General features: G+C 60.6%; 26 protein-coding genes. 8 read left to right on the forward strand and 18 right to left on the reverse strand.

The window, feature by feature from the left end:
* Positions 1–38 precede the first annotated feature (38 nt).
* Positions 39–230, forward strand: a complete 192-nt coding sequence (locus WOC76_RS24335; protein ID WP_445730624.1) for an ImmA/IrrE family metallo-endopeptidase — start codon at positions 39–41, stop codon at positions 228–230.
* A 126-nt stretch (positions 231–356) separates the two neighbouring features.
* Here the strand turns inward: WOC76_RS24335 and WOC76_RS12595 are convergent, their stop codons facing one another.
* Positions 357–830 carry a hypothetical protein gene (locus WOC76_RS12595; protein ID WP_341106480.1) on the reverse strand — a complete coding sequence of 158 codons (474 nt, stop codon included), beginning with the start codon at positions 828–830 and terminating at the stop codon, positions 357–359.
* A gap of 166 nt (positions 831–996) precedes the next feature.
* Complete coding sequence (locus WOC76_RS12600; protein ID WP_341106479.1) at positions 997–1281, reverse strand: hypothetical protein; 285 nt, start codon at positions 1279–1281, stop codon at positions 997–999.
* Between the two features lie 99 nt (positions 1282–1380).
* On the opposite strand from WOC76_RS12600, the gene WOC76_RS12605 reads away from it, so the two are divergent.
* Together WOC76_RS12605 and WOC76_RS12610 are read left to right on the forward strand one after the other, a co-directional pair.
* Entirely contained in the window at positions 1381–1545 is a 165-nt protein-coding gene (locus WOC76_RS12605) for a hypothetical protein (protein ID WP_341106477.1), read from the forward strand.
* 101 nt (positions 1546–1646) lie between these two features.
* Positions 1647–2138, forward strand: a complete 492-nt coding sequence (locus WOC76_RS12610) for a hypothetical protein (RefSeq protein WP_341106476.1) — start codon at positions 1647–1649, stop codon at positions 2136–2138.
* 43 nt (positions 2139–2181) lie between these two features.
* On the opposite strand, the gene WOC76_RS12615 is transcribed toward WOC76_RS12610, so the two are convergent.
* From WOC76_RS12615 to WOC76_RS12640, 6 genes are all read right to left on the reverse strand, one after another.
* On the reverse strand, positions 2182–2412 hold the full coding sequence (locus WOC76_RS12615; RefSeq protein ID WP_341106473.1) for a hypothetical protein: 231 nt from the start codon (positions 2410–2412) through the stop codon (positions 2182–2184).
* 5 nt (positions 2413–2417) lie between these two features.
* Positions 2418–2954 carry an HK97-gp10 family putative phage morphogenesis protein gene (locus WOC76_RS12620; RefSeq protein ID WP_341106471.1) on the reverse strand — a complete coding sequence of 179 codons (537 nt, stop codon included), beginning with the start codon at positions 2952–2954 and terminating at the stop codon, positions 2418–2420.
* Between the two features lie 374 nt (positions 2955–3328).
* Complete coding sequence (locus WOC76_RS12625; RefSeq protein WP_341106470.1) at positions 3329–3619, reverse strand: hypothetical protein; 291 nt, start codon at positions 3617–3619, stop codon at positions 3329–3331.
* An 11-nt stretch (positions 3620–3630) separates the two neighbouring features.
* Positions 3631–4254 carry a hypothetical protein gene (locus tag WOC76_RS12630; RefSeq protein ID WP_341106468.1) on the reverse strand — a complete coding sequence of 208 codons (624 nt, stop codon included), beginning with the start codon at positions 4252–4254 and terminating at the stop codon, positions 3631–3633.
* Positions 4255–4263: 9 nt separating this feature from the next.
* The gene (locus WOC76_RS12635) at positions 4264–5676 is read right to left on the reverse strand and encodes a hypothetical protein (RefSeq protein WP_341106466.1); all 1413 of its coding nucleotides are present in this window, start codon (positions 5674–5676) and stop codon (positions 4264–4266) included.
* Complete coding sequence (locus WOC76_RS12640; protein ID WP_341106464.1) at positions 5673–6197, reverse strand: hypothetical protein; 525 nt, start codon at positions 6195–6197, stop codon at positions 5673–5675. The genes WOC76_RS12635 and WOC76_RS12640 overlap by 4 nt, the downstream gene beginning before the upstream one ends.
* Positions 6198–6232: 35 nt before the next feature.
* Here WOC76_RS12640 and WOC76_RS12645 point away from each other — a divergent pair, with 35 nt between their 5' ends.
* Positions 6233–6658 (forward strand): Rha family transcriptional regulator, encoded by a 426-nt coding sequence (locus WOC76_RS12645; RefSeq protein WP_341108776.1) that lies wholly within the window; start codon positions 6233–6235, stop codon positions 6656–6658.
* On the opposite strand, the gene WOC76_RS12650 is transcribed toward WOC76_RS12645, so the two are convergent.
* The 9 genes from WOC76_RS12650 to WOC76_RS12690 form a co-directional block, all read right to left on the reverse strand.
* Positions 6592–7167: a recombinase family protein gene (locus WOC76_RS12650; RefSeq protein ID WP_341106462.1), complete on the reverse strand. Its 576-nt coding sequence runs from the start codon at positions 7165–7167 to the stop codon at positions 6592–6594. The two genes, WOC76_RS12645 and WOC76_RS12650, sit on opposite strands and share 67 nt — an antisense overlap.
* Positions 7168–8728: 1561 nt before the next feature.
* A complete protein-coding gene (locus tag WOC76_RS12655; RefSeq protein ID WP_341431435.1) occupies positions 8729–9586 on the reverse strand; it encodes a hypothetical protein in 858 nt (285 codons plus the stop codon).
* A complete protein-coding gene (locus WOC76_RS12660) occupies positions 9579–11117 on the reverse strand; it encodes a DEAD/DEAH box helicase (RefSeq protein ID WP_341106457.1) in 1539 nt (512 codons plus the stop codon). Before WOC76_RS12660 ends, WOC76_RS12655 begins: the two co-directional genes overlap by 8 nt.
* Positions 11114–11524, reverse strand: coding sequence for a hypothetical protein (locus tag WOC76_RS12665; RefSeq protein ID WP_341106456.1), 411 nt, complete (start codon positions 11522–11524; stop codon positions 11114–11116). The genes WOC76_RS12660 and WOC76_RS12665 overlap by 4 nt, the downstream gene beginning before the upstream one ends.
* Complete coding sequence (locus WOC76_RS12670) at positions 11521–11871, reverse strand: hypothetical protein (RefSeq protein ID WP_341388558.1); 351 nt, start codon at positions 11869–11871, stop codon at positions 11521–11523. The genes WOC76_RS12665 and WOC76_RS12670 overlap by 4 nt, the downstream gene beginning before the upstream one ends.
* A gap of 2 nt (positions 11872–11873) precedes the next feature.
* Positions 11874–12080, reverse strand: coding sequence for a helix-turn-helix transcriptional regulator (locus WOC76_RS12675; protein WP_341106454.1), 207 nt, complete (start codon positions 12078–12080; stop codon positions 11874–11876).
* Between the two features lie 96 nt (positions 12081–12176).
* Positions 12177–12746 carry a hypothetical protein gene (locus WOC76_RS12680; protein WP_341388560.1) on the reverse strand — a complete coding sequence of 190 codons (570 nt, stop codon included), beginning with the start codon at positions 12744–12746 and terminating at the stop codon, positions 12177–12179.
* Between the two features lie 36 nt (positions 12747–12782).
* Positions 12783–14024: a tyrosine-type recombinase/integrase gene (locus WOC76_RS12685; RefSeq protein ID WP_341431436.1), complete on the reverse strand. Its 1242-nt coding sequence runs from the start codon at positions 14022–14024 to the stop codon at positions 12783–12785.
* Between the two features lie 412 nt (positions 14025–14436).
* The gene (locus WOC76_RS12690) at positions 14437–15390 is read right to left on the reverse strand and encodes an N-acetylmuramic acid 6-phosphate etherase (protein ID WP_341388563.1); all 954 of its coding nucleotides are present in this window, start codon (positions 15388–15390) and stop codon (positions 14437–14439) included.
* 410 nt (positions 15391–15800) lie between these two features.
* Here WOC76_RS12690 and WOC76_RS12695 point away from each other — a divergent pair, with 410 nt between their 5' ends.
* From WOC76_RS12695 to WOC76_RS12710, 4 genes are all read left to right on the forward strand, one after another.
* A complete protein-coding gene (locus tag WOC76_RS12695; protein ID WP_341106447.1) occupies positions 15801–16100 on the forward strand; it encodes a hypothetical protein in 300 nt (99 codons plus the stop codon).
* Between the two features lie 124 nt (positions 16101–16224).
* A complete protein-coding gene (locus WOC76_RS12700) occupies positions 16225–16623 on the forward strand; it encodes a hypothetical protein (RefSeq protein ID WP_341106446.1) in 399 nt (132 codons plus the stop codon).
* A 126-nt stretch (positions 16624–16749) separates the two neighbouring features.
* The gene (locus tag WOC76_RS12705) at positions 16750–17058 is read left to right on the forward strand and encodes a hypothetical protein (RefSeq protein WP_341106445.1); all 309 of its coding nucleotides are present in this window, start codon (positions 16750–16752) and stop codon (positions 17056–17058) included.
* Positions 17059–17166: 108 nt separating this feature from the next.
* On the forward strand, positions 17167–17511 hold the full coding sequence (locus WOC76_RS12710; RefSeq protein ID WP_341106444.1) for a hypothetical protein: 345 nt from the start codon (positions 17167–17169) through the stop codon (positions 17509–17511).
* Between the two features lie 160 nt (positions 17512–17671).
* On the opposite strand, the gene WOC76_RS12715 is transcribed toward WOC76_RS12710, so the two are convergent.
* Positions 17672–17989: a hypothetical protein gene (locus WOC76_RS12715; protein ID WP_341106442.1), complete on the reverse strand. Its 318-nt coding sequence runs from the start codon at positions 17987–17989 to the stop codon at positions 17672–17674.
* Between the last annotated feature and the right edge of the window lie 144 nt (positions 17990–18133).

The following is an 18133-nucleotide window of genomic DNA, read 5'->3' on the forward strand; positions in this document are numbered from 1 at the left end:
GTATTTTTTGTGGTTGAGGTTCAGCAAAGAAACCCCCTTTGCCGAATGCAGCAATAACCCAACAGCACGAGCGCCAAGCAAACAGCTTCGCTGCAAACGCGCTAATGCCGCAAAACCAAATTGTGCGCCTGCGTGCGGCTGGGATTACCGATCCTAGGGAACAGGCTAGGCGCTTCAATGTGTCAGAGGATGCGATGAGAATCCGCCTCGGGTTGTCTCGCAAGGTTTAATGCCGTCGTGGTGCCGCGCCATAAGACCGCGATTTTCCACAGGAAGCACCGCGGCCAGGAGCCTCTACGGCGGCAATACCTGAAGGGTGCCGGGCACGGCCCTGAGCAAGCCGTAGCCTAAACAGGTTACGGCGGATCAGTGCTGATTGAGTTAAGCGCGAAGAAACTCTTCCAAGCGGCGACGCTATCGGTAGCGAGCTTGTAGGCGTTATAGCGTTTACCTCCAAGGGTGATTTCTTGCTGCCCCGAAGTAACAACACCTTTCGGCGTCAAGTCGATCTTTAAATGAGTATTGAGGTTGTCGATTTGGCCTTCAGACCGAGGTTTTTTATCGAGCCCGGCGTGCTTTAACGAATTGCAGTAGTCGGCGACAATCCGCAACGGGCCTGTCTTGTTAATATAGGCCTCCACATCAATAAAAGCGGTCGCCGGGTCTTTTTTGACCCAGTCTTTGAGGTGATAACACTGATTGAAAAACGCCTCCGCAAGGTCACCTACCTCAGCGTTGTCGATATGAGGCCCGTTGTCTGTGCTGATGGTTTTCAGCTTTTCATAAACGCGCATCATGGCGTGATATTTTTTCGAGAAGGAGTAATCCATCTGAAGCCCCCGCGAACTCCCGGCCTACCGTTAGCGGGGCATCCCGCTGGCGAGGCAGCCTTGCATTACCAAGCCATTCTTCATTTAGGGCATGACAAACGCCCCGCCGTTACATCCACGGTCGGGGCGTTTTGAGTGCCCGGCTCGTAGCTCAGGCTTTCCCATATTAATTCACGATTTCAGGCTGTGCAATGGCGGCCGGCTCGGCGAGGTCTTCAGCGTCGGCCATGTCGGAAAGCTCCTGCTTGTCGATCAGGCCCTCGAGCCTATCGATCCGACGGTGGACATCGGCCGCGAGCGTGCAGAGAGCGTTTCGCTCGTCAACGCAGAGCGCGGCGCCATTGATCGAGATTTCTACGGCTTTCGCGTGCCGTTTTATGGAGGAGAGCTCCTCGAGCGCGTCGGCGAGGGTGATGCGTTCGGGCAAGCAAGCGTCGTCGGCGATATTCATTTTGTGGCTTGTCCTCATTGGTTTGATTTCAAGTGTATGTTATCGAGAGGCGAACGAATGTAATTCGTATATAATTTGTATGTCAATAAGCTGGGCAGAATGGCGAAAGAGCAGAAAAAAGAGCCAATTATCACGACGATGCGCTTCGATCCGACACTAAAAGCGGCTCTCGAAAAAGCGGCCAAGGCCGATCAGCGCAGCCTGTCTTCGCTCGTCATGAAAGTCCTTTCGGATTGGGCGAAAGAGAACGGCTGGCTCAAGTAGCGCCCCTCGACGAGGTGCTCGGTTGAAATAGCCGGCGGCAGGCAGGGATGTGCTTGAAGAAGGCCGCGCTGATACGGCCAAAAATGCGATAGGAGGATGGCGTGCCTTGGTGGAGTAAGGTGGAAGAAATTTATTATGATCTCCCCAGGATCGCCAACCATTTAGTCTTCGGCATCATCTTCAGTAAGTTCTTTCAGCACAAACTAGGATTTGTCCGCAGGCTGCGACAGGTCGCATCTTTTTGTATGGTGGCAGAAGTGATTTTTGTTTCTTTGGGATTTCTTTTATGGAGCTCGAAGTTAGTTAATTCGGCCGGACTATGCTTCGACATAGTGGGGGCTCTTATCTTGTTCCTGAGAGAGGAATGGGAAAGATTGCTTGAGCCTTACTCAGATACTGAGAAATACCCTTACGGCCCACCCTCTTACGTAACCAGAGACTGGTTCGCTTTTGAAAGCCCAGACGCCTTTTTGTATTTTGACGATGAAAGTGGCGAAACCTCTCCCGACATGACACAATACTATTACTGGCAGCGAGGCATTTTTCTTTTGGTTCTTGGCTTCGCCTTACAATTCATTGCTTTGTGGATGTGAGTAGGAAGTCAGTCTTCGTGCTGTTCATCCGAGGCGGACATAGTTAGTCCCTGTCCCGCCGCTCGATCGCATACGGCGGGACCGGCCGGCGGGGATAGCGGTCAAAGCCGCCGTTCCGGATCCCGTAGCTCCGCGAGCCGCGCTGATCGCGGATCTCGACAAAGCCGTTGTCGCAAACGGTTATGCTCTCGCCGCCGGCGTTTTGGTTCCGGCACACGCCAGCGGCCGCGGGCGCTGCGATCAGGAGCAGTAAGACGGCGAGCGGGAAGCGCATCCGGATCAATCCTCCTCATCCGTCTCGAGCATATCCTTGCCGATCTCATAGGCCTTGTGAAGATCGTGCATCACGTGTTTCCACAAGTGACAGGAGCTTCCGCCTGTCGCCATCTGGCTCATGAAGGTGGCACCCATCTTCTCGACAATGAGACGCTCCTGCCCGCGCGCCGCGAGCGAAATGAACGGGCGCGGCGGAATTTTCGACGTCCCCAATTCGTGAAAAACCGATTTCGGATCGGTAGAGCCGGCATAAGCGGAGACGGTATGCGCGTCTTCCCACTCGGCCCGAGAGCTTGAAATCGAGTCGCGCATCGTCCCGTCGCGCAGCAACGGCGCCGGGGTCGGATAACCGAGACGACGCTTTTCCTCGATCGTCTCAGGCTTCAACGCCGGCCACTCCGGCTGCTCATGCCCTATAAGCTGCTTCGCCTTCTTCGCGACCATCTTGGCGCCGACCTCGACGGCCTTTTCCGACGCCTCGCGAATATCGTTTTCGGCGCTGAGAAGCCGCGCGGCGAACTCGCTCAGTGTGATCGGCATGACGCGCCTCGCTTGTTCTCGAGCGCGGTCACAGTGTCGAGGATGAGATCGCCGAAAATGATCGCCTTCGCGAAAGCCGCGGCCTTCGAGGCCCCGGCGGCGAGGAGCTCGTTCTCAAGACGATTGACTGCGCAGCTATGTCGGCGAGCTTGCGCTCTTCCGGCGCGAAGACGAGAGGCTCGCAAAGCGCGGCGAGCAGCTCCGGCCGGATCGTCCCGGCGACGTGCCGGTAAATTCCGCGATAGGACTCGCGAAGCTCGGGAGTTGACGAGAAAACCTCGATCGACATATCGCCCCCATGAAACAGGCGAGGCCGCGCATGGACAATAACGCGACCCCGTCCCCTCATCCGCAACGCGGAATCCTATTTTACACTAAGCGCCAAGCGCGCGCAGCAATTCCTCGCGGCGCACATTGATTTCGTCGGCCCAATCGTGGAGCGGATCAGGCGCGAAATCAGGGTGAGTGAAATACTTGCGCTCCTCGGCGCGCGGAGGCGAAAAGAACGTCCGAATGAACTCGCAGTATCTCACGTTTCCATTCTGCGCGGCCTGATCGATCGCGCTGAGTGAGACATACGCCTGGCGCAGACGATCGAGAGCAGCCGCATATTCGGCGCGAGCGGCAGCGCGAGCGTTTTTCAGATCTTCCGGTGTCATAGCCATAATTTCCCCCTTTACGCCGCTTCGGCGACTTTTGCGAAATCGCCCGGCTCAATGCCGCTCTCGCGGCGAAGGTCATCCGTCGCCAGTGAAATGGCGCTGTGCATCTCGGCATAGCTGCGTTCGATCACGTCGATTTCCTCGAGCGCCTGGCCGAATTTCTCCTGCGTCACGGCGTCGGCCGTCGCTGCCCAAAAGTCATCAGGCAGGCCGCTGAGGAAGGCCGGAGCAGAAAGCGCCGCGACCTTAATCATCGGGTCCCCAGACGCGACTGCCTTCATGCGATCGGCCTGCGGAAGGCCGCGAAGGTAGCCGCGAATCTCAGCCATCAGCTCCGGCGCATGGTCGTGTTTAAGCGCCCGCTCGCGCAGAACTCCGCGCTGCGCCTTCATATCGAGCAGCCGATTTTGCGCTTGATTCTGGAGCTGTTTCATATGGCCGAGCGCTCCACTCGTGAGAACTTTCTCAATCGCAATCGCAACGCCTGCGCGGCTCAGCGTCGGGTCCGAGCGAATTTCCTTCGCCCTCACGGTGAATTTGCCGACGATCTCGAAGGCGGTCGCGAGATCCCCGGAAATATGCGCCGGGGCGTTTTTCGGAAGGCGCTCGAGGAAGCGAGAAAGTTTCAGTGCAGGCATGTTGCTTTCCTAAATTCGGAGAGGGGTTACTTTCATCGTCGCGCCGGCTTGCCCGATCGTCGACACAAGAACGCCAGCTACACAATTCGCAGCGTCGTCATGCGAGCCAGGCGCATGGTCGATACTGTCTCTGCCAGAACGCGCCGTCCGACGCTCAAGGCCGCAGAGCTGCGCAACAAGCTTTTTGTCATCGAGCAACTCGACGCGGCGCCCATTTATCAACGGCAAAAAATCGCGGAAGATGTCGCTCTTCGGCTTCTCGCTCGGCAGATACTCGACGCCATGCTTGCGAAATTGCTCCCGCGGCCACTCGCCAGCGTAACGGTCGCCACGAACGCGGCTGATCCGATAAGAGCGGAGCAGATTGCAAAAGTCCGCAACCACGTCCGACGGCGAGAATGGAGGCTTCACCACGCGCAGCGCATCTAGAACGCCGACATCGCCCTCACGATGCGCAATCGCCAGCGTCATTTCGTCTACGGAGCCGCCGGACGGGTCCACAAAGGCCGTGTAGTTATACTGCCAGAGCGGGCCGCGCTCGAAGACGTCAACGGCAATACACGCTTCGACAGCCTCGCGGGAGACAAAGGTTTCGATGTCGTTTCGGAACTCGCCCAACCATTCAGAACGCGCCGCCGCCGGGTCGCGCTCAATCTGCCTAGCGATAAACTCTTCGTCGATCGTCGGGTTGTAAGCCGTCGTCCCGCCCTTCGCGACCAGGATGCGGGGGTCGCCCTGCTCCCCGAAATGCTGTCGAAACGTCGTATATTGAAAGCCGCGCTTCGCGTAGGGCGAGCCGATCGTGATAAGTTGCCCGCGCGTCGTGATCAGCCCCGGCTTGACGGCCGCGATGATTTCTTCCGCCGGATTGCTGGAGTCGTCGCTGTGCCAGAACGCGATTTCGTCGCAGAGCGCGGCAATCAAGGTGAGCCCGCGAACGCCACGGAAATCAGCGGCGCGGACCTCGATTTCGACGCCGTTGGCCAGGGTGAGTGACCATTGCGTCCGGCCGTCGATCAGCTTCGACAGGGCCGGCGATTGCTGGAATGCGCCGTCGATGTAGCGCAATATCACCCTGGCTTGCGCTCGGTTTTCGGCGAGGATCAGCAGCACCCCGCGCTCGCCAGGACTAAGACAATCTGAATGGTCGCAGAGAGCCGCCTGATAAACGGCGAGGGCCGCAATTCCCGAGGATTTGCCGGACCTACGGCCGCCGATGACGTGCGCCTCTTCCACGCGCCCCGCAGGCGGCGTCTCGCGGCCCGTGAGGCGACGAAAATGGGCAAGCTCCGAGTCGGTCAGCTCTTCGCCCTGGCTGGCCATGAGGATCGACCGCATCGGCGCGCGAGACTCGCCGCCCATGACCCCGCCCAGGAGCAACGGATCTTCGAAGGCGCGGCGCAAAGAGACGAGCGGCTTCATTCTGCGCCCTCGCTATGCCGGCCAGGGCGGTCGCCGGCGGGCAGATCGCCCTCCGCCTGCAGGATCGTGCCTGCGATAACCTGTCGCGCTTTGGCGGGCTTCGCGGCCGGCTTCTCGGCATGTCGCGCGATGATCTCGGCGAGCGTCGGCTCGATCGTCTTTACCTTCCGGTCGAGCCCGATCGTCTCGGCAATGCGGCGAATGTGGCTCGAAAGGCGCGCGAGAAGGTCGACGTCGATCGTCTTGCCGCTGGCCAGATCGACCTCTAGCCGCTCGGCCTCGCAAGTGAGGGCCGCCACGCGTCGGATTAGGGACAGGCGCAGCTCAGACAGGGCGCCGACGCCGCCCGCGTCGTCGACATAGCCGGCGACCAAGTCGCGATAGCGGCGCGCCCAGAGCGACCGCCCGTCGACCTCGCCCGCGAAGAGCGACCTTGAATTGATCTTGCCGGAAATGCGGGCGTTGGTGACGCGCGAGCGCCCTCGCGGCTTCAAATTGTCTAGCTGTCTGCTCTCGCTCACGCCTTGCCTCGCTATGTGGTATCTAATTACCACATATTCGAGATAAAGAAAGCCCGACGAGCAGCCGCACCGTGGCGGAGGCGTTCGGGAAAGAACACCGGCATGTGCTCGAAGCCGTCGATAACTTGTTGAAATCTTTAGCTGCCGAAAATTCGGCGGCTCTGTTTCGTGATGTCCGCGCCTTTCACGAAGGCGCGCAGCGCATCGTCCGCTCTTTCGAGATGACCCGCGACGGCTTTACGCTGCTCGCGATGGGCTTCACCGGTGAGAAGGCGCTGCGCTGGAAGCTGAAATATATCGACGCCTTCAACCGCTGGAGGCGGAGCTCCGCAACAGCGGCGGCGCCGCGCTCGCGCAGGATACGCGCGGCGGGCTGGATCGGCGGGCGGGAGACTCAGGCGGCGTCGCGAGCCCTCTGGATCAAGCGGCGATCGACGTCGAATGCCTTCGCGAGCGAGTAGACGGTCTCGCCCTTCGCGAGGCGCGCGCGGATCTCGGCCTGTTGCTCTTCGGTGAGCCGAGACGGGCGGCCCGGCTGCTTGCCTTCGGCCTTCGCGCGCTCGATCCCCGCGGCCGTCCGTTCGCGCAGGAGATCGCGTTCAAATTCGGCGACGGCCGCAATGACGCCCATGGTCATCTTTCCGGCGGCCGATGTTAGATCGACTCCCCCGAGGGCGAGGCAATGAACGCAGACGCCGCGCTCGGCGAGCTGATCGACCGTCTGGCGCACGTCGATCACGTTCCTGCCGAGTCGGTCCAATTTCGTGCAAATCAGGACGTCGCCAGCCTCAAGGCGATCGAGCAGCTTCGCGAAGCCGGGGCGCGCCGACGCCTGGAGGCCGCCGGAGACGGTTTCGGCGATGACGCGCGAGGGCTCGATCTTGAAGCCGGCCGCCTCGATCTCACGAATCTGGTTTTCGGGGGTCTGATCGGCGGTCGAGACCCTGCAATAGGCAAAGGTTCTGCTCATAGCTGCTTCCCCATATGTGCTAAACTGCCCGATATTAACGCACATATGAGCGAAATGCGCAATAGCTACTTTCGCACATGGTCGCTTTCTACCTGTGCGCAAACGATCGGTTTGGCACAGGGGCTCGAAGCGATAGGGTTTTTCGATACTGGCGCAACTTGCGCCGGTTTTGGCGTCCGACATTCAGGCGCTCTGGCAGGAAGCGACGAAGAGAGGGGCGGGCGGCGCGAATAACCCTAACCGCGACCCTGAGACCGGAAGGTTGTTACCGAAGGAGAATGAGGAGGGTCGCCCCCTCAACGTTGATAATATAAACGTTGAGGAGAAGCCGCGCCCAACCGGCACATCCGCCGCCGCCGGTCTCCGCACTCTACAAAAGCACGCAGAAGAAGGCCGGAGCGCCCTACACCGACCTTTTGTCGCAACTTGCGACGAAAGTCCTTCCTTCCTGTGAGAGGCACTGACGCGAAAAAGCCCGCCTGCGGGCGGGCAGTTTCTAACGCTAAGCTTCTTTGAGGCCGGACTCGCGCGTGAGCGGCCCATCGTCACCAAACGGACCTCTCGCGTTGCACTGTCGCACGGCGGCTGCCGATAAGCGAATCGCGCCCGAGGCGCGGAAACTGTCGCAAGTTGCGACAGTATCGCTCGGTCCGATTTCGGCGAGCGCAATGCGCCAGCGCACTGACAAAGATTCCGCCCGGCAATTATGCGTCCGGTTCCGCTCGTGGCCACACGGCGGAAAGAGAAGCTGCCGAAGCTCCCAGAGCCTCCGGCGGCTTCTCGCCGCTACCACCCGCCGCTCTATCTTCGGAACGACGGTCGAGGCGCGTGTGGCAACCTCTCTCGGCCGCCGGGCGGCTCGCTTTCGCCATGGGGCGGGCCGCCCCTACACCCCCACCATCCCGCATGCGAATGGCCGAGGCAGAGGCGCGGAAAAGTTATTGGACATCGAACAGACAGCGCTCAAACTCTTGGCGTGGCCGCACTAACCCCTGCCGTTGGAGCCACGCTTCTCGCCACACCATCTTGAGGTATTCGCCAAAGGTTCGATCATAATTGAGCCGGCGCCGTTTGCCGTCCTGGTGAAGTTCGTGAGCGTAGCGCATGATCTTCGATCGGTCATACCGATCACGCCCGTCGAGAAGCCATGCCATGCCGCTCCTCCCTGCCCGGCGCGCCCTATCTGTGGAGAGATAGCAGGGCATTCTGTGGGTGACGCCCCGAGACCGCCCACCCCGCCCGGCCGAGCCCCGCCGGAGAAGGGCGACGCCTCGGCTTGGTCCGCCCGAATGCCCAAGGCCTCGCCGAAGCGCGAACGCTGCCGGTATATGGCCAAGGCCGAGGCCCGACAAAAAAGCGTCGCGAAGGCGAAAGTCTCAGGGGCCCTTCTCTCCCCCTTTCCGTCCCGTCCAGACGAGCGACCGTGGCTTGCGTCTCTGTCGCATGTGCCGACGGGAACGGCGGAGCCTGATCCGTCTATTGGTGGGGCCGCACTTGTGCAGCGTCAGTATATTGGTGGGGCCGCACTTGTGCGGGACCATACTTGTGCAGCGTCACGCGGTCAGACTTGGGACAGCTTCCGACGCCTCTCCCATGTCCGGCGAGATATGCCCTCGGCCTCCCATGGCCGTGTCCTCGAGAGCGACTGAGCCTCGTAGTTCTCGCGGGGGTTGCAGCCTGCGGCCCGGCTCTTCTGCTCCTTCCGGAGGCGGCTTCTTTCCCGCCCGTCTCTCGACGCCTCGGTGCGCTTTTTTTCAAGGTGCTCCGCAAAGTCGATCACGATGCCCATGTCGCTGTCCTTCGCCTTCTTGCGCCGCGAATACCAGGTCCGTCGCGAGATCCCTTCTGACTCCCAGGGCTTCGTCCGCGAGAGGCTGTGGCGCTCATAATCCGCGCGGGGAGTCGCCCCTTCCGCGCGGCGCTTGATCGTCCTGTGCTGTTTCTTCCGCTCGCTCCGGGCCCGTTCCCGCGCCTCAGGCGAGCCGTCATAGGTCCCGAGGTTCCACGCCTTTGCCTCGGTGCGGACGGCCTCGGTTATTCCGAGCTCGCGGCCGATCGCGTCCATACTGATCATGAGCCGGTGAGATCGGCGGGCGCGGTCGGACATGCGGCGGCGCCAGGCCGTCGTCTCGGCGATCTGTGCACGGATCTGCGCGGGCGTGCATTCGAGGCCGCATCGGCACGCATGGTGGGCGAGCGTAGCGGCGCTGAAATCGAGATAGACGGAAGGCGGCCGCCTCCCCCGCCGCGACTCCTGCGCTTTTGGCGGGAGGGCGGAGAGGATATTGGCGAGCGTCTTCAACCATGGTCCAGCCGGCAGGATTTCCCCGCCGGCGCGCATGACCTCTGCGACCCGGGCCAGCTCATCGAGCCGGACGGTCGCAAGGCTTTTAGGAGGGAGGCCGCAGAGCTTAGCCATATGCCTGCCGCGCCTTGGCGAAGGCGATCGCGCGCGAGCGAAGCCAGTTCCTTGTCTGTAAGGACGACGGCTTCGGCATTGCGGTTGCGAGGCGATCGGCGTTGGGCCAGTGGCCGTATTTGTTTTTGAATTGAGTCGCGGGCCATCCGGGCTTCAGCGGCTCTTTTCCGCGCGCCATGCGCTTGGCGTTTTCCTCGGCCCAATAGCCTTTGACCTCGGCGTAGAACTTGGCCTTTTCGTCGATCGTAACGATCGGCCTGCCAGACTCGCCGCTGCCGAACCGCACGAGCTCGCCGTCGCGCGCGATGACCTCGGTTTTGGCGTGCTTCCGGGCGCCGCATTGAGGGCACACGTCGACGTGCTGGGGAATGACTGCGGCGCATTCCGTGCAAAGTCTGGGGAGCGGCTCGCGCTTCTCCCTTGCCTTCTTCGCGCGGTTGTCTTTTTCGCCGTCGTCGAGCTCGTCATACCAAATATCGGTCGCGAGCCCGAGGCGCAGGGCGTTGCCGGCATGGTCGAGAATGATGCAGTTCTCTTTTCCGGGCGCCGTCCGAAGGCCCCTGCCGATCGATTGGCAGTAGACCATTTCGCTGCGGGTCGGATGCGCGTCGATAATGCAGCGAACGTCGGAGTCGAAGCCGACAACCAAAACGCCGACATTGGCGATAATCTTCGTCTCGCCTCGGTGAAAGCGATCGATGATCGCCCGGCGGTCAAGATCGCTCGTGAAGCAGTCCAGGTATTCGCACGCGATGCCCGCCTCGACGAAACGTTCCTGCACATGCTTGGCGTGCGCGCGGTCGACACAGAACGCAATGGTCTGCAGGTTCTCGCCGAGCTTCAACCATGTTGAAACGATGTCGCCGACGAGCTGCTTCGTATTGACCGCCTCGGCGAGCTGGGCCTGGTTGTAATCGCCCGCCGTTGTCTTAACGCCCTCCAGGTTCGGCTCCGGCGTCGGCGCGTAGACCACGAACTTGGACAGCCGGCCCATAGCGATCAGCTCTGCCGTGCGGCAGGCGACGACGAGCTTCGGATAGAGCTTTCCGAGCCCCTTCGACCAGGGCGTCGCGCTCAACCCCAGAAACAGCGCCTTCGGGTTTTCGCGCATCAGGCGGATCATGACCTTATGCACAATGTGCGCTTCATCGAAGACGTAGACGTCGAAGCGAGGGAGGCCCTTTCTGCGCTCCAATGTTTGGACGCTGGCGATCTGGAGCGGCTGGGTATGGTCGGTCAGAAAATGGTCGCCTTGAACGACCCCGAACTGCAAACCTTCCCGGCCGAAATCCACGACGGTCTTATCTATCAGGCTAAGCCGAGGGACCGTGAAGCAAACGGTCAGTCCCGCAGCGACGTAGGCGGCGATCAGGTGCGCTGCCGTCAAGGTCTTCCCGAAGCCGGTGGCGGCTTCGAACATGATCCGCCGGTGACCGTCGAGGCGCGCCGCATCAAGTTTGCGGAGCGCCTCCTTCTGGTCGGGGAAGAGCTCGCGCAGGCGATTGTGAGAAGCAAAGAGGGGAAGGTTCATGCCCTTACCCCCTTTGCTGCGGCGCGCGCCAGAAGCTCGTCAATCCGACGCTTCTTTCTCCAATGGGGGTCGTAGCATTGTCCGAGACGAACGCGGTTACGGACCTCCTCAACAGTGTCGCGTTCGAAAGGAGTCAGCCATTCGGCGTCAATCAACACATCGAGCCAGGCGCGGCGCTCGAAGTGCGTAAGGCTGTCAAACGCGGGCGGGACGGAAAAAGCCCTGCGCGTCGGTTTAATTCTGGAACTTGCATTCGGGTTGACCGAAGCGGCGAGGTCGTGAAGGTCAGCCCCTTCCGACGCAAGGGCAGTGACAATCGCGCGCGCGGTCGCGAGCACCTCGCCGTCCTTGTCGCTGCCGAGTAGCGGGATCAGCTTACCGAGTCTGGCTTTCAGGAACGGCGTCATGCCCGACCCCCGTCCTTCGCCCGAGCGATCGCCCGCCGGCGGTGGGCTTTCCACGCTGGGACGAGCAGATCCATGTCGCTCGCGATTGCCTTCATGGCTGCGTGGGTTTCGTCCACGTCGTCGAGGTGGAATGTAATCTGTGCGCAGATCAGGGCGTCCACCGCGGATTTCATCTTGCTGATGATGAAGCGCGCCCGAAGGTCGTCTTCGTCGCTCCACTCAGCTTGCTTGCGGTTGTCGTTCGTAGTATTTTTCTCGCCGAGATTGCCGGGCAGGGAAATCTCTTCGGGGTCGCCTTCCGCGCCAGCGCGCGGGCCGGCGGCCCCGTCCGTTTTGGGGGCCTTCATTCTCAGGCCGCCTCCCCGACCGAAGCGCGGATGCGAGAGGCCTTCCAAGCCTCCAAAGCGTCGACGTCGAAGTAGCAACGAGTGTGGATTTTGACCGGCTGAGGAAACCCGAGCTGCGGGTCACGAACCCAGCGGTCGATAGAGCGCGGGGTTACGTTGAAGTCGCGGGCAACCGCGGGCTTCGGCTTCAGCTTCTTTTCGGACTGCATGAGCGCCTCTGTCTGTAATTGAACAGCAAAGGCAAGACTGCTCAGCGATTGGCGCGTCGTCTCACGCCAAAACCGTTACCCTTGAAAATGGCGTGGTCAGGTGTCGCCATTGGCAGCAATTCTTTTCCGAATTTTTCCGACTGCCTTTTCAATCGATTCAAGCGTAGTGTGCGCGTGAACGTCGCAATGCTCGAACACGGATTTTATAAATCGAACCGCTGGCCCTTGCTTCGTCAGGCCGCTTGGCCCTACCGCTTCCTGATAAAGTTCAAACAAATAAGCAGCTTGTCCCTGCCACATTTTAGAAGGGGAAAAAAAGGAGGGATCATCATAGGTTTCACGGAATTTCGGGGCCATCGGTCGCTTTGTAAAATCCGGAATTGTTGCCAGCCAATCGGCGAGAGCTTCGGCATCTGCGGTTGATTCAGCATCGTGGACAAACCGCGCTGTCTCTTCCTCATGCACAGCGATCATCATCGAATAGCGCCGTAGATCATTAGCCGCCTGCTGCGCTCGCTCGTAAATGTTCTCCTTTTTTAGTTGCTCGGCTAGCCATAGACGATCGTCGATAAGCGAAGGAATATCGCGGATGAAGTGAACGAGCGCGGTGAGCTCGTCGAGTTCCGGCTTACGGGGTGCCCCCGCCTCCGCAAGCATGTCCGCCACGTCCTGAGCTGCTATGTCCAAGGACGGGGCCATAGATCATACCCTCGCGCTGGCGAGGTTGACGACGTTCCGCGCCGGGGCGCCGATAACAATTTCGTCGAGGCGACGGGCCCACGCGTCAAGGGCGGCCCGCTTCTCAGAGCTGTAGCTATACCGATTGTAGACGGCAGCAACCCCCTTAATCGTTCCGCTTTTATGATTGAGAGCGGATTCGACTATGTGCGGGGCGATGCCGATCGCCGCCATTCCACTCGCAGCGGTGCGCCGGAGGTCGTGAATTTTCCACGGCTCGATTGCCGTCCCTTGCCCTGTCCCGGCGGCCATCGCGCGGTCGACTTGGGCCTTGAATCTTGAGAATCCAGAAACCGGCGTGCGGCCGTTCGTCGTGAAAACGAGCCCGCTGCCCGCGATCCTTGGCAGGCTCTCCAGAATCCGCACGGCGGCGTAGCTGAGGGGTATCTCATGCGTAACGCCATTCTTGCAGCGCTCTTTAGGAACCGTCCAACTGCGCGCGGCGAGGTCGACCTCGCTCCAGGCCATCTCACCTACTTCATCTCGCCTGGCCCCGGTCAATAAAAGCAGCTTCGCCAGCGGCCCAAATGGCCAGCCGGAGGCCTCGAAGGCCTGCCACGCAACGCGGATTTCGTCCTCCGACAGCACCCGGTCGCGGGATTGCTCTGCCGCCGGCGCCCTCACCTTCTCGCACGGCGACTCGCCGATTATCCCGCGCTCGACCGCCCACCCGCAAAGGCGACGGAAGGCTGCAAGCGTTCGGTTGGCGACGATCGGCGCGCGGTCGGCGATCTCGTCCAGTCGGGCGTGAAGATCCGCGCGGGTGATTTCGCAAAGGCCCCTGCCCTTCCATGGCTCGGCGATCTCACGGCGCAACAAGCGTTCGGTCTCGCGCCATGTGGCTTCCCGTGTGTTCCGGCGGGCGTAGCGTTCAAGGAAGGTCTCGACCACCCGCTCGATGGCGTCGCTCTCCTTCCGCTCCTCAGCCCTGGCAGCAGCCTTCTTGGACTGCTTCTCAGCAGCCGGGTCTCCGCCCTTCGCTATGACCGTCGCCGCGTCGCTGGCGAGCTCGCGCGCGGCCTTGAGGCCGATGGCAGGATAGGCCCCCAGGGTGAGTTTTTTAGGCTTGCCGGCGACGCGGTAGCGGTATGCCCAGCTTCCGGTGCCCGATGGCTGGAGAACGAAATATAGGCCCCGAAGAAACCCGTCCGGGACCTCCCGACGCTCCAGCCCCGGCTTCAGCTTCTCAATTGCGGTGACGGTCAAATCTTTCGCCATGCTCGCCCCCTCGCCGGAGCCACTGACGGGCCACCGACGGGCCACTGATTGCCCGATTGAATGGAATCAAAACACTGCGAAAACAGTAACGCTTGCGTTCCGGGTAACGACCGGGTATCGGTTACCCTGCTTCTTAGAGTGTTACCCTGTGTCCTAGACAATGCAGGACATGCGAGGGAAAATCAAGCGTTTCTTAGCTGAGGCGACCGCACGGCTTCCTGATTTGTCCGCGCCTTTCTAGGCAAAAATCCTGATTTGTAATCAGTAGGTCGGGGGTTCGAATCCCTCAACCGGCACCAAATCGTGCGATCGTTTTTCTGGTTGCCCGAATTGCCCGCGATTTTACGGACCATGCGATCGCGCGGTCGACGTTCCGCTGTCTCAATGGGTCGCTGGCGCGCTAGTCATGCGTCGCATCCTCGCGGAAGGACGCGACCTCTCGCGCGTCCCCCGTGTCTCGTCGCTCGACGATCAGGCTCATGGCGCACCGCAAATGGCCCTCGGCCTCATCCAGCGCCGCCTCCGACTCGCGGAGCCCGTACCCCTGGAGCAGCAGAAAAGCCAGCTTTACGCTTCCGCCCGCGTGTTGCAGAGCCGCATGGATCTCTCCGCCGCTGCGGCCCGTTAGTCGGGACAGAATTTTTTCGCTTCGCCGGACGAGCTTCTTGTTCGAGGCCTGCACGTCAACCATCAGGCCGTCATAAACCCGACCGAGCAAGATCATCACGAGGGACGAAAGCAGGATAAGCGTGATCCGCTGGGCGGCGCCCGCCTTCATGCGCGTCGAGCCCGCGATCGGCTCCGGGCCCGTCTCGAGAAAGATCGGATGATCGGCCTCGTGAAGAAGCGGCGTACCCCGGTTATTGGCGACGCCAATCGTCAGCGCGCCCCTTCTTTTCGCCTCGCGCAAGCAGGCGAGCGTGAAGGGCGTCGTGCCGCTCGCGGCCAGCGCAATTACCACATCAGCCTGGCCGATCTCATGGCGAGCCACGAGTTCAATCGCCTGCTGGTCTTCGTCCTCGGCGCCTTCAACAGCGTGCAGAAGCGCCTTGTGTCCGCCCGCGATCAGCAGCAGAAGCCGGTCAGACGGCCAGCCGAAAGTCGGCATCAGCTCCGCCCCGTCCTGCGCCGCCAGACGGCCCGACGTGCCGGCCCCCACATAAACGAGCCGCCCCGACCCTCGCAGCCTCCGCTCAATCGCCAGCCCCGCCCGCTCTATCGCAGGCCGTGCGGCCCGCACCGCCGCAACGGCGGAAAATTGCCCCTCGATGATCGACTCGAGGATCTCGCCAGGCTCCCAGAGGTCGATCTTGGCGTAGCGCGGGCTTTGGCGTTCAGTCTCCATAGGACACATGGCGAAATTCCAGCTGACAACCCGGATATGGCCAGCGTGAGGGGAAGTTCAAGCGAAGCTTGAAACCAGGCGTATCGCATGTGCGGAAGTCGCGCGGAGGGTCAGCCAACGCGCTCATGCGACGCATTCATCCGCCTCATTGCAGCTCAGACTTCCATTGCTGTGTGAGCGAGGCGCCAGCTCAAACGATCTCGTTCACACCAAGCAATCAAACGCGCGCGCCTTCCTCAACGATGCAGGCAATGGATGTGAGCGGAGCCGACGCCATGACTGAAACTGCATGTCAGTAAAGATACTTAACCCCTTCGGACACCTATCCTAAAAGGCGCCTGTCAGTGCCTTTGTGTGGCCATATTTCCTTACTCGAAGCGCCAAAAAGGCGGCTTCGCCCGTAGTATGGAGGAATACTCATGAAGAAGCTCCTTCTCATTCCTGCCGCTCTCATTTTTTCAACGAGCCTGGCGTTCGCGCTCGACCTGAGCCAGACATCTCACGTCACCCAGTCGATCGGCACCACCTCGGCCGGCAGCTTCGCCCTGAACCGCGCTTTCGTTTTGCAGGCGCAAGTTCCGATTGGCCAGCGGCATGGCGACCTTTCGCAGACCGCGACCGTCGACCAGTCGATTGGCACCACCACGGGCGGCAGCAGGGCCATCAACCGGGCGACGGTTATTCAGGCGCAGGTCCCGATCGGCGGCTTCGTTTGGTAAGATCTACCAGACTTGTTGAGTTGAAACAGGTCGCGGCCGAGATCGGCCGCGACTTCGCTTCGGACGCGATTGCGTCCCTGCCTATCGTCGTCGGCGAGCCCGCCGCAAAACGAGGAGCAGCAAAATGAGATATTGGCTTATTCCTGTGCTTGTCTGCGTTGGAGCCGCCCAGGCCCACGCGGGTAGTTTCATCGGCGCCAACATCAACAACCCGATTGTGAGCGTTAAAGGCGGGGTGTCGGTGGGGCCATCCAACAGCGACACCGCCAACCAGAACAGCTTCGTCAATGCGTACGCTGTTCAAAACCTCGCCGTCGGCGGCAATAGCCCCAGTAACAATACGAATGTCACCCAAAAAGGATTTGCAAACGCCTACGCCGGCCAAAACATCGCCATCTCCAACGGCGCGCCGGGCGGAAACCCCAGCAACAATACAACCGTCAAACAAAAAGGGGTGGTGAATTATGTAGGTCTCGGCCAGCATATCCAGTCCGCGCCTCTCATGCCAATGGGCGGCCCCTGATCGCTTCGGCGCTCCAGATAAAAGGGCGCAGAAATGAAGCAATGTCTGCCTGGCCAGGCTAGGCCGCGCTTAGTCGCCTTCCACTGAGCGCGACCGCCTGGGCGACTCGACTGCAAGGAGTTTGCGATGAAAACGCGCGGCGTCACCCTTCCCGTTTTAGTCATCCTCCTCTCATCCGGCGCCGCCCTTGCCGACGCCCTGATCGTGTCGAGCGTCAATTCCAACGGCGGAACGCAGTCACTCAGCGTGACCAATACGAATGGTCTCGCGACCGCCATGGTCAATGGCGTTCCGGTAACGCTGCCTTACAGCCAAAACGGGACGACGATCAGAATAATAAATGGCTTCGGCCTGCTGCCATTGCAGTCTCCTCAGGTGAACGCTCTCAGAGCATGGCAGCAAAATCACGCCAAGGAACTGGGACTGTTCCGATAAAGATATTTTCCCGAGGACGGGTCTAGCGCTATGACATTTTTATACGCGGATCGACCAGACAAGACCCCCGGCATCGACCGTCAGTGGCGCGCCTCGAAACATGCGATTTTGGCTTATTACGTCGGAGGCTGGCACAAAGGAGAGTCGCCGCTGGATGCTCTCGCGCGCGCTCTGGACGTTGCGCCGGATGATATTTTGAACCAATTGTCGAACCATTCAACCGATCGCGACGAATTCGACCTGCTCTCAAGCTGCCTTGGAGCAGGCTGGCTGGATCTCTCTGAGCTGAGCATTCAGGATGGGGTCGCGTTCCTGGTCGCGCTTGTCAACAAGAAGCTTGCGGGCGTCCCCCCTGAAGTTCGGGCTTATTTCGGCGCGCCCATGAAGCTGAGGCCGTTCCAAAATTTGCACTCCGTTCCCCGCTTTTCCAGCATTCATGGATCCAAGCAGTAGCAGGCCCGGGTATCGAAGTTATTGAAACCTTCCGCGGCGGCTGGTCAACTTCGTCATGGTCAGCTCTGCTTGGTTCTCTTCGATCCTTTCGATTATCCAACGGTAGCCAAAGGCGCTCGGAGCGTAAGTGCGCGGGCGCATGTCTCTGACGGTGATCGCATCAGCCCAGGCGCTTGAGCCGCTCCTTGTCGATAATCGCTTTTTCGACCTCACTTCTGAGGGCGGTCAGGTTTTCGGCCTGATTTTGCAGGGCGGTGAGGCTCATGAGGGTCTTTTCGAGCATCAGGATCGGAAGATTGGCGAAGTCCTCCTTGCTGGTCGCGAGATAGAAACACAGCGCCTCGCGAAGGACATGCTGCATCCTCGCCGTCGAGTTTTGCCCGGCCGCCTTCAACGACTCCCATTCATCGGAAGTGAAGGCGACCGGGAACTCGGCCATCTCCTGTCGCCATGGCGCCGCCTCTTTGGACCTCTTCACCCTCCGCTCCCTTCGTCGTTGCTTCGAGTCGACAGATCGCTCACCTCTTGCAATAGCAGCGTGACCTGGTGTTTTTGTGGCCAACTTGCCTTCCCGCGCAACCGGCTCAATTTTTATTGATCGACCGCTAGCCGAAACGACAAA

Origin of the sequence: Methylocystis sp. IM3 (assembly GCF_038070105.1) — a bacterium.
Taxonomy (GTDB): Bacteria; Pseudomonadota; Alphaproteobacteria; order Rhizobiales; family Beijerinckiaceae; genus Methylocystis.

Coding starts and splice junctions, on each gene's coding strand:
- WOC76_RS12705 (WP_341106445.1), top strand. CDS start 16,750: ATGAAAACGCGCGGCGTCACCCTTCCCGTTTTAGTCATCCTCCTCTCA.
- WOC76_RS12700 (WP_341106446.1), top strand. CDS start 16,225: ATGAGATATTGGCTTATTCCTGTGCTTGTCTGCGTTGGAGCCGCCCAG.
- WOC76_RS12615 (WP_341106473.1), bottom strand. CDS start 2,412: ATGCGCTTCCCGCTCGCCGTCTTACTGCTCCTGATCGCAGCGCCCGCG.
- WOC76_RS12600 (WP_341106479.1), bottom strand. CDS start 1,281: ATGAATATCGCCGACGACGCTTGCTTGCCCGAACGCATCACCCTCGCC.
- WOC76_RS12625 (WP_341106470.1), bottom strand. CDS start 3,619: ATGGCTATGACACCGGAAGATCTGAAAAACGCTCGCGCTGCCGCTCGC.
- WOC76_RS12695 (WP_341106447.1), top strand. CDS start 15,801: ATGAAGAAGCTCCTTCTCATTCCTGCCGCTCTCATTTTTTCAACGAGC.
- WOC76_RS12670 (WP_341388558.1), bottom strand. CDS start 11,871: ATGAAGGCCCCCAAAACGGACGGGGCCGCCGGCCCGCGCGCTGGCGCG.
- WOC76_RS12595 (WP_341106480.1), bottom strand. CDS start 830: ATGGATTACTCCTTCTCGAAAAAATATCACGCCATGATGCGCGTTTAT.
- WOC76_RS12605 (WP_341106477.1), top strand. CDS start 1,381: ATGGCGAAAGAGCAGAAAAAAGAGCCAATTATCACGACGATGCGCTTC.
- WOC76_RS12675 (WP_341106454.1), bottom strand. CDS start 12,080: ATGCAGTCCGAAAAGAAGCTGAAGCCGAAGCCCGCGGTTGCCCGCGAC.
- WOC76_RS12665 (WP_341106456.1), bottom strand. CDS start 11,524: ATGACGCCGTTCCTGAAAGCCAGACTCGGTAAGCTGATCCCGCTACTC.
- WOC76_RS12690 (WP_341388563.1), bottom strand. CDS start 15,390: ATGTGTCCTATGGAGACTGAACGCCAAAGCCCGCGCTACGCCAAGATC.
- WOC76_RS12635 (WP_341106466.1), bottom strand. CDS start 5,676: ATGAAGCCGCTCGTCTCTTTGCGCCGCGCCTTCGAAGATCCGTTGCTC.
- WOC76_RS12620 (WP_341106471.1), bottom strand. CDS start 2,954: ATGCCGATCACACTGAGCGAGTTCGCCGCGCGGCTTCTCAGCGCCGAA.
- WOC76_RS12660 (WP_341106457.1), bottom strand. CDS start 11,117: ATGAACCTTCCCCTCTTTGCTTCTCACAATCGCCTGCGCGAGCTCTTC.
- WOC76_RS12655 (WP_341431435.1), bottom strand. CDS start 9,586: ATGGCTAAGCTCTGCGGCCTCCCTCCTAAAAGCCTTGCGACCGTCCGG.
- WOC76_RS12630 (WP_341106468.1), bottom strand. CDS start 4,254: ATGCCTGCACTGAAACTTTCTCGCTTCCTCGAGCGCCTTCCGAAAAAC.
- WOC76_RS12650 (WP_341106462.1), bottom strand. CDS start 7,167: ATGAGCAGAACCTTTGCCTATTGCAGGGTCTCGACCGCCGATCAGACC.